The following is an 8,551-nucleotide window of genomic DNA, read 5'->3' as shown; positions in this document are numbered from 1 at the left end:
CTCCCGCCCCTCCCTTTCGAAACAGTGCCTCCCGGGACCATTGGTGTACGCCACTGACGCCGCGCAGGCCTCACGGGCGTCCGGGTGAAACTCGCCGGGGAGGCCGTTGACGTGGGAACTCTCCTTCTCGCGCGCATGATTGACGGATTGTCCGACAGCCGGTACCACTGACCCACGCCGGCCCCGCACGCCCCGTCACGCCCGAGCGCACCAGGAGGCTTCCTTGCGAGGATCCGTCACCGACCCCAGACCCGTGCCGGGAGGCAGACGCACGCGCAGAGCGGCGGGTGTCGTCGCCGCGGCGGCACTGCTGTTACCGCTGCTGGGTACCGCGCCGTCCGCGGGCGCGGCCGTGGACGACACCGGGCGGCTGCAGCGGGCGTTCGCGTCCGCGGCGGCCGAGTACCACGTGCCGCTCGGCGTGCTGATGGGCGTGTCGTACCTGCAGTCCCGGTGGGACGGGCACAGCGGCGCGCCGAGCGTGACCGGCGGCTACGGGCCGATGCACCTCACCGACGCGCGCACCGCGCTCGCCGGGGCCCCGCACCACGGCGAGGGCGCGGAGGACCCGCGCGGGGACGGCGCGCGTACGGCCCTGCGCCCGGATGCGAAGGTGCCGGAGAACTCCGCGCTGCCCGCCCGGCTGCGGACCCTGACGAAGGCGGCCGAGCTGACCGGGATCCCCGCTCAGCGGCTGCGCGACGACGAGTCGGCGAACATCGAGGGCGGCGCGGCCCTGCTCGCGGCCGCCCAGAGGGAGCTCGGCGAGCCGCTGAGCCAGGACCCGGCCGACTGGTACGGCGCGGTGGCCCGGTTCTCCGGCGCGGACGACAGCGCGACGGCGGCGGCGTACGCCAACGACGTCTACGACGTGATCCGCTCCGGTGAGCGGCGCGTCACCGACGCCGGACAGCGGATCGTCCTGGCCGCGCTGCCCCGCCTCTCCCCCGACACCGCCCAGCTGGCCCGGACGGGTCTGCGCCGGGTCTCCGCGGCCGGTACGGAGTGCCCGGCCTCGGTGGCCTGCGAGTGGATCCCGGCGCCGTACGAGGAGTTCGGCGGGGACGACTACGGCAACCACGACCTGGGCGACCGGCCGAAGGCGCAGTCCATCCGGTACATCGTCATCCACGACACGGAAGGGCGCTGGGACGGGGTCATCAACCTCGTCCAGGACCCCACCTACGTGTCGTGGAACTACACGCTGCGCTCGACCGACGGGCACATCGCCCAGCATGTGAAGGCCAAGGACGTGGCCTGGCACGCGGGGAACTGGTACGTCAACGCCAAGTCGATCGGCCTGGAGCACGAGGGCTTCCTCGCCTCGCCGGACGCCTGGTACACGGAGGCGATGTACCGTGCCTCGGCGCGGCTGGTGAAGCACCTCGCCGGGAAGTACGGCATCCCGCTGGACCGGCAGCACATCCTCGGCCACGACACCGTGCCGGGGCCGACGGCCGGGAACATCCCGGGCATGCACACCGACCCGGGCCCGTACTGGGACTGGCGGCACTACTTCGAGCTGCTGGGCCGCCCCTTGGAGCCGACCGCTGGCAAAAACGGCGGCATGGTGACGATCCGCCCCGACTACGCCGCGAACCGGCCCGAGTACACGGGCTGCGTCACCCGCGGCCAGCCGTGCGCCGCGCACGGCTCCAGCGCGGTGCGGCTGTACTCGCAGCCCGACACGTCCTCGTCGCTGATCAAGGACATCGGCCTGCGGCCGGACGGCAGCGGCTCCACGACCGACGTGAACGACGTCGCCTCCCGGGTGGAGACCGGCCAGCAGTACGCGGTCGCCGGCCGGCAGGGCGACTGGACGGCGATCTGGTACCTGGGACAGAAGGCCTGGTTCCAGAACCCGGCCGGGCAGCCGGCGGCCGTGGACGCGGCCGGGCCCGTGGTGACACCGAAGGCCGGGCTGGACAGCGTGCCGGTGTACGGGAGGGCGTACCCGGAGAAGGAGGCCTACCCGGCGGGCGTGCCCGTCCAGTCGGTGTCGCCGCTGCCGTACAGACTGCCCGCGGGCCAGAAGTACGTGGTGGGCGATCTGCTGCGGGGCGAGTACTACTACTCGGTCACCTTCGCCACGGACTCGCACCGGGTGGTGAGCGGCAAGGACCTGTACTACCAGATCCAGTTCGGCCACCGGGTGGCGTTCGTGCGGGCCGCCGACGTACAGGTGCAGCCGTCGGTGGTTCCGTAGCGGCGCCGGGGAGCACGAGGGGCCGGTCCCGCGGGGGCCGGCCCTCTTGCGCCGCTTCCGGTCAGCCCTGCTGGAACAGCTCGGCGGGCAGCGGCTTGAGCAGGGCGTACAGGTCGTCGGTGATCGGGCGGTCCCAGGCGGCGATGGTCACCAGGACGCCGTCGCTGCGGTCGAACTGCACACACGAGATCCGGCTCTCCGACAGCTTCAGCCGGCGCACGATCAGCAGGTTGTCGCCCTGCAGCACCGGCATGTCCTCGGTGCCGACGACGGTGACCTCCTCGTCGTTCTCCAGGGCCAGCAGCAGCTGGGCGACCTCGAAGGGCACCTCGCCCTCGGCGACCTCGCGGGCCGGCGAGCCCTCGGGCAGGTTGCCGATGATCATCGCGGTGCCGCGACCGCCGAACAGGTCGTAGCGCAGGAACACGCCCTGGCAGGTGCCGTCGGGCGCGGGCAGCAGCCCGGCACCGAGGTTGCCGGGCCAGTCGCCCGGGTCCATGGCCAGTACGTCGAAGTCGGGCCCGGCGGGCGTGGCGCTGCGGCGACGGAGGAACGACATGCCGCCATGGTACGTGCCCCGGCCTGCCCCGCGACGTGCGGGAGGCCCTGGAATCGCGGTGGAATCACCCGGGCCGGCCGAGCGGTCCCGCGCGGCGGGGAGGAAGCAGGGAAGAAGGGGGGCCGACCGCCGCCAGGCCGACCGCCGCCAGGCCGACCGCCGCCAGGCCGACCGCCGCCAGGCCGACCGCCGCCAGGCCGACCGCCGCCAGGCCGACCGCCGCCAGGCCGACCGCCGCCGTCACTCCTCCGGAGGTGACGGCGGCACCACCGCGACGGGGCCCGCCGCGTGCAGGAGGACGGCCTGGGTGACCGAGCCCATCATGCGGGCCGGTGCCAGCAGGCGCCGGCGGTGGCGGCCGACCACGGTCAGTTCCGCGTCGCGGGAGGCGGTGACCAGGTGGCCGGCCGCGTCACCGGGTGCGACCCAGGACTCCGTCCGCACGTCGGGGTGGCGGGTGCGGTGCGGGGTGAGGAGGCCCTCGATCAGGGCCCGGGTCTCGCTCTCCACGGCCTCCTGGTCGATCACGGGCGGGGCGAGCTCGCCGGGCGCCATCCAGGTCGGGCCCGGCCACGGGTAGGCGGTGACCACCTGGAGCCGGGCCTCGCGCAGGGCTGCCTCGGTGAGGGCGAAAGCGAGCGTGGCCTCGTCGGGGCTGTCGGCGTTCAGGCCGACGACCACGCGGGGCCCGGGCCCGCCCGGTGCCTCGCCGTGGACCTCGCGGCCGGGCCGGGGCACCACGACGACCGGGCAGCCGGCGTCGCGGGCGGCGGCCAGGCTGTTGGAGCCGAGCAGCAGGCTGGCGAAGCCGCCGCGCCCGCGCGAGCCGAGCACCAGCAGCTGGGCGGTGGCGCCGAGTTCGGGCAGCAGGGCGCCGGGCAGCCCGTCCAACCCGGCGTACTCCACCTCGGTGCCCCGGGTGCGGTCCTCGAGGTGGGCGCGCGCCTGGTCGAGCACCGGGTCGTCGTCGCCCCGGGGCGGTCCGGCGACCAGGACGTCGGGCTGCGCCCAGGCCGCGTACTGCCGCACATGGACGGCCCGCAGCGGCGCACCGCGTCTCCGGGCGGCGTCGAGGGCCCAGTCCAGGGCGCGCAGGCTGTCGTCGGAGCCGTCGACCGCGGCGACGACCGGTGGGGTGCTCATGGGTTCCTCTTCCTCGGACGGCGGCCTTCCCGCGGGCCGGACCGGTTCGGCCGTCGGCCCGGGCGGGGCTTTCAAGGTCACCTGTCCGGAAAAGCGTGGGGCACACCCCCCGGACCGGCGCTCCGGCCCGGCGTCACCTCAGGTGAGGTCGAACTCCCCCTCCCGGGCCCCCGACACGAACGCGCCCCACTCCGCGGGGGTGAAGATCAGGGAAGGGCTCTCCGGGCGACCGCTGTTGCGCATCGCGACGAAGCCCTCGACAAAGGCGATCTGGACATCTCCCAGGCCACGGCTGCTGGACCGCCACTCGGCGTTGCTGAGATCCAGCTCCGGCTTGTCCCATCCCGCGAGCGGGTGCTGCTGGACAGTGCTCTCGGCCATGTCCGTGCTCCTCCCGATTCCGTCCGTCCGCGGGCCAGCCTAGCGATCGCACCGGGCCGCCGACAGGCCACGGGAGGGGCGTCATTCGCCGCCGAACCGGTCGCGCAGTTCGCGCTTGAGAATCTTTCCGCTGGCGTTGCGCGGCAGTTCGGGTACGAAGAGGACCTTCTTGGGGGCCTTGAAGGGGGCCAGCTTCTCGCGGGCGTGGGCGATCAGTTCCGCCTCGGTGACCTCGCCCCGGGGGACGACGAAGGCGGTGACGGCCTCGATCCAGTGGTCGTCGGGGAGGCCGACCACGGCTGCCTCGGCGACCCGGGGATGGGTGTACAGGGCGTCCTCGACCTGGCGGGAGGCGACCAGTACGCCGCCGGAGTTGATGACGTCCTTCACCCGGTCGACGACCGTGTAGTAGCCGTGCGGGTCGCGGACGGCGAGGTCGCCGGAGCGGAACCAGCCGTCGCGGAAGGCCTCCGCGGTCTCCTCGGGCTTGTCCCAGTAGCCCTCGCACAGCTGCGGTGAGCGGTAGACGACTTCGCCGGGTGTGCCGTCGGGCACGTCCTTGCCGTCCTCGTCGACGACCCGGGCGTCCACGAAGAGCACCGGCCGCCCGCAGGAGTCCATCCGGCCCTTGTGCTCGTCGGGGCCCAGCACCATGGCCAGGGGACCGATCTCGCTCTGGCCGAAGCAGTTGTAGAAGGCGAGCTCCGGCAGGCGTTCGCGAAGGCGTTCCAGGACCGGCACCGGCATGATCGACGCGCCGTAGTACGCCTTGCGCAGGCCGTCGAGGTTCCGGGTGGCGAAGTCGGGGCGGCCCGCGAGGCCGATCCACACCGTGGGCGGGGCGAACAGGCTGTCCGCGCGTCCGGCCTCGACCAGGTCGAGGATCCGGTCGCCGTCGGGCGCGTCGAGAATGACGTTCGTGGCGCCCACGGCCAGGTACGGCAGCAGGAACACGTGCATCTGCGCCGAGTGGTAGAGCGGCAGCGAGTGGACGGGGCGGTCCCCCGCGCTGAGGTCGAGGGCCGTGATCGCGCTCAGGTACTCGTGGACCAGCGCCCGGTGCGTCATCATCGCGCCCTTGGGCAGGGCGGTGGTGCCGGAGGTGTAGAGCAACTGCACCAGGTCGTCGCTGCGCGGCTCGGGGCCGTCGTACGGCGCTGCGGAGGGCAGCCGGGCCGGCAGCGAGTCGTCGGCCTCGCGCAGCGCCAGCGTCCGTGTGCCGGCGGGCAGTCGTCCGGCCAGGTCCGGGTCGGTGAGGACCAGCGTGCTGCCCGACTGGCCGACGATGTAGGCGAGGTCGTCGCCGATGAGGTTCTGGTTGACCGGCACGTGCACCAGGCCCGCGCGGGCGCAGGCGAGGAAGGCGATCAGATAGGCGTCGGAGTTGTGGCCGTAGGCGCCGACCCGGTCGCCGGGGCCGAGGCCCTGGTCGAGCAGGACGCTCGCCGCGCGGGAGACGGCGTCGTCGAGTTCGGCGTACGTCCACGAACGCCCGCCGTACTCGACGGCGACCCGCGCCGGGGTGCGCCGGGCGCTGCGCCGCAGGATTCCGTCGACCGTGCTCCCGTGTCCAGGCGTCATGGCACATGATCCTCGGCCCGCCGGGAGAGGAGGTCAAGAACCCGTGCGCCCACACGGCAGCGCCGACAGCGCCGTGGGCCCGCCGCCCCGGGCCGGGACGACGGGCCCACGTGGGGCTTCGCGGACTCGAGAGCGCGGCCGTCACTCGTTGAAGACGGCCTTCTGCACCTCGTTCGGTCCGTCGAAGTGGTCCTGCTTCAGTCCGTCGAGACGGCTGACGATCTTCTGGTCGGCCTTGTTCTCGCGGGCACGCTCCACCAGGTGCTGCTTGTCCGTCGGGTAGTCCATGCCGCTGAGGGCCTTCTGCAGGTCGATCGGGCTGAGGTCGGCCATGGGAGCCTCCCGTGGGGGGTGGTACGGCCGTCCGCGGGGGCGGCCGGTTCGTACGGATGTCTTCGCCCTCTCGGAGTGCCCCGCCCGGGCGGGGGCATTCAGCCGCCCTGGCCTTCGAGGACCGCCATGGCCGCGTTGTGCCCGGGCACCCCGCTGACCCCGCCGCCGCGCACCGCGCCCGCGCCGCACAGCAGCACGTTGGCGTGCCGGGTCTCCACACCCCAGCGGCCGGTGCCCTCCTGGGCGTACGGCCAGCTCAGCGCCCGGTGGAAGATGTTGCCGCCGGGCAGGCGCAGGTCCCGTTCCAGGTCCAGCGGGGTCTTCGCCTCGATGCAGGGCCGCCCCTCGGCGTCGGTCGCCAGGCAGTCGGCGAGCGGCTCGGCGAGGTGGGCGTCGAGCTGCGCGAGCGTCGACTTCAGCAGTTCGTCGCGGACGGCGTCGTTGTCGCGGGCGAAGAGCCGGGCGGGGGTGTGCAGGCCGAACAGGGTGAGCGTCTGGTAACCGCGTTCGACCAGGTCGGGGGCGAGGATCGTGGGGTCGGTCAGGGAGTGGCAGTAGATCTCGGAGGGCGGCACGGCGGGCAGCTCGCCGGCGGCGGCCCGGGCGTGGGCGGCGGCCAGCTGCTCGTAGCCCTCGGCGATGTGGAAGGTGCCGGCGAAGGCCTCGCGCGGGTCGACGGAGGTGTCGCGGAGCCTGGGCAGCCGCTTGAGCAGCATGTTCACCTTCAGCTGGGCGCCCTCGGCGGGCTCGGGCGGGGTGTCGCCGGTCAGCGTGGCCAGGGCCTGCGGGGAGGCGCCCACCAGGACGTGCCGGGCGCCGACGGTGCCCTCGCCGTCCCGGGTGCGGTAGGTGACCTCGGCGCTCCTGCCGTCGCTCGCCACCCGTACCGCCTCGTGACCGGTGGCGATGACGGCGCCGGCCCGGCGTGCGGCGGCCGCGAGGGCGTCGGTCAGGGCGCCCATGCCGCCGACCGGTACGTCCCAGTCGCCGGTGCCGCCGCCGATCACGTGGTACAGGAAGCAGCGGTTCTGTGCCAGGGACGGGTCGTGGGCGTCGGCGAAGGTGCCGATGAGGGCGTCGGTGAGGACCACGCCGCGCACCAGGTCGTCGGCGAAGCGGTCCTCGACGGCGACGCCGATCGGCTCCTCGAACAGGGTCCGCCAGGCCTCCTCGTCGTCGACGCGGCGGCGCAGCTCCTCCCGGGTGGGCAGCGGCTCGGTGAGCGTGGGGAAGACCCGCCGGGCGAGGCGGCCGGTCATGCCGTAGAAGCGCTGCCAGGCCTCCCACTCGCGTTCGGAGCCGGTCAGCCGGGCGAACGCCTCGCGGGTGCGCTCCTCTCTCCCGCCCACGAGCAGCCCGGTGGGCGCACCGTCCCGTTCGACGGGCGTGTACGAGGAGATGGTGCGGGTGCGCAGCCGGAAGTCCAGGCCCAGGTCCTGGACGATCTTCCGCGGCAGCAGGCTGACCAGGTAGGAGTAGCGGGACAGCCGGGCGTCCACGCCGGCGAACGGGCGGGTGGAGACGGCCGCGCCGCCGGTGTGGTCCAGCCGTTCCAGCACGAGCACCGACCGTCCGGCCCGGGCCAGGTAGGCGGCGGCGACCAGCCCGTTGTGCCCGCCGCCGACGATGACGGCGTCGTACGTCCCGTGTGCCTCGTGTGCGCTCATGGTTCTTCGTAGCACGCGGTGATCCGCTCCGGCCAGGGCGCCGTACGCCGTGTGTGCGGGGGCGGGTGCGGGGTCAGGGGCCGCCGGCCGGCCGCCGCCCGCGCAGCGCGGCCGTCCTGCGGTGGAGCTCGGCGGCTTCCGCGCCGCGGCCGAGCTGCTGGAGGCAGTGGGCCTCGTCGTCGCGGCTGGTGAGCGTGTCGGGGTGGCCGGCGCCCAGGACGCGCTCGCGGGCGGCGGCCACCCGCCGGTACTCGGTGAGCGCCTCGGCCCAGCGGCCGAGCCAGCCGAGGCCCACGGCGACCTCGCGGCGGCTGACCAGGGTGTCGGGGTGGTCCGGGCCCATGGTGCGCTCGCGGGCGGCGAGCACCGCCGCATAGACCTGGTGCGCGTCGAGGTGACGGCCCAACCGGCCCAGCACGTAGGCCATTTCCTGCCGCGCGGCGAGCGTGTCCGGGTGGTCGGCTCCCCGTACCCGGATACGGGCCGCGGTCACCTGCTTGTACGCGCGCAGCGCGTCGGCGGCGCGCCCGGTGCGGCTGAGGGCGAAGGCGGCCTCGTAGCGGCTGGCGAGGGTGTCGGGGTGGTCGGGTCCGAGGAGGCGGGCGCGGTCGCCGGCGACCGCGCGGTGCACCTCGCCGGCCTCCGCCCAGCGGCCGAGGTGCCCGAGCCGCAGGCCCGCGT

9 protein-coding genes are annotated in these 8,551 nt (G+C 74.2%); 1 reads left to right on the top strand and 8 read right to left on the bottom strand.

Translation table 11 applies throughout. The features are described from left to right. Positions 1–223: 223 nt before the first annotated feature. Complete coding sequence (locus C1I97_RS25165) at positions 224–2,206, top strand: N-acetylmuramoyl-L-alanine amidase (RefSeq protein ID WP_111005451.1); 1,983 nt, start codon at positions 224–226, stop codon at positions 2,204–2,206. Positions 2,207–2,267: 61 nt separating this feature from the next. Here the strand turns inward: C1I97_RS25165 and C1I97_RS25160 are convergent, their stop codons facing one another. From C1I97_RS25160 to C1I97_RS25125, 8 genes are all read right to left on the bottom strand, one after another. Next, a complete protein-coding gene (locus C1I97_RS25160) occupies positions 2,268–2,765 on the bottom strand; it encodes a hypothetical protein (RefSeq protein ID WP_030166146.1) in 498 nt (165 codons plus the stop codon). Positions 2,766–2,829: 64 nt separating this feature from the next. After that, positions 2,830–3,009: a hypothetical protein gene (locus tag C1I97_RS25155; RefSeq protein ID WP_111005450.1), complete on the bottom strand. Its 180-nt coding sequence runs from the start codon at positions 3,007–3,009 to the stop codon at positions 2,830–2,832. Beyond that, complete coding sequence (locus tag C1I97_RS25150) at positions 3,006–3,908, bottom strand: universal stress protein (RefSeq protein WP_111005449.1); 903 nt, start codon at positions 3,906–3,908, stop codon at positions 3,006–3,008. The genes C1I97_RS25155 and C1I97_RS25150 overlap by 4 nt, the downstream gene beginning before the upstream one ends. 138 nt (positions 3,909–4,046) lie before the next feature. Next, entirely contained in the window at positions 4,047–4,289 is a 243-nt protein-coding gene (locus C1I97_RS25145) for a DUF397 domain-containing protein (RefSeq protein WP_111005448.1), read from the bottom strand. A gap of 81 nt (positions 4,290–4,370) precedes the next feature. Then, entirely contained in the window at positions 4,371–5,870 is a 1,500-nt protein-coding gene (locus C1I97_RS25140) for an acyl-CoA synthetase (RefSeq protein WP_111005447.1), read from the bottom strand. Between the two features lie 141 nt (positions 5,871–6,011). Further along, positions 6,012–6,203, bottom strand: coding sequence for a DUF2795 domain-containing protein (locus tag C1I97_RS25135; protein WP_111005446.1), 192 nt, complete (start codon positions 6,201–6,203; stop codon positions 6,012–6,014). A gap of 98 nt (positions 6,204–6,301) precedes the next feature. Next, on the bottom strand, positions 6,302–7,870 hold the full coding sequence (locus C1I97_RS25130) for a phytoene desaturase family protein (RefSeq protein ID WP_181446901.1): 1,569 nt from the start codon (positions 7,868–7,870) through the stop codon (positions 6,302–6,304). A gap of 73 nt (positions 7,871–7,943) precedes the next feature. Continuing rightward, positions 7,944–8,551, bottom strand: a 608-nt coding sequence (locus tag C1I97_RS25125) for a tetratricopeptide repeat protein (protein WP_146608281.1), incomplete at its 5' end; no start/stop codon positions are given.

Source organism: Streptomyces sp. NTH33 (assembly GCF_003236365.1).
Lineage (GTDB): Bacteria > Actinomycetota > Actinomycetes > Streptomycetales > Streptomycetaceae > Streptomyces.
The sequence above is the reverse complement of the archived record's forward strand: the minus strand, read 5'-3'. Positions and strand labels throughout refer to the sequence as shown.

Excerpts from the sequence above, each read along its gene's own strand:
- C1I97_RS25160 (WP_030166146.1), bottom strand. The coding sequence starts at position 2,765 with ATGTCGTTCCTCCGTCGCCGCAGCGCCACGCCCGCCGGGCCCGACTTC.
- C1I97_RS25150 (WP_111005449.1), bottom strand. The coding sequence starts at position 3,908 with ATGAGCACCCCACCGGTCGTCGCCGCGGTCGACGGCTCCGACGACAGC.
- C1I97_RS25145 (WP_111005448.1), bottom strand. The coding sequence starts at position 4,289 with ATGGCCGAGAGCACTGTCCAGCAGCACCCGCTCGCGGGATGGGACAAG.
- C1I97_RS25140 (WP_111005447.1), bottom strand. The coding sequence starts at position 5,870 with ATGACGCCTGGACACGGGAGCACGGTCGACGGAATCCTGCGGCGCAGC.
- C1I97_RS25135 (WP_111005446.1), bottom strand. The coding sequence starts at position 6,203 with ATGGCCGACCTCAGCCCGATCGACCTGCAGAAGGCCCTCAGCGGCATG.
- C1I97_RS25130 (WP_181446901.1), bottom strand. The coding sequence starts at position 7,870 with ATGAGCGCACACGAGGCACACGGGACGTACGACGCCGTCATCGTCGGC.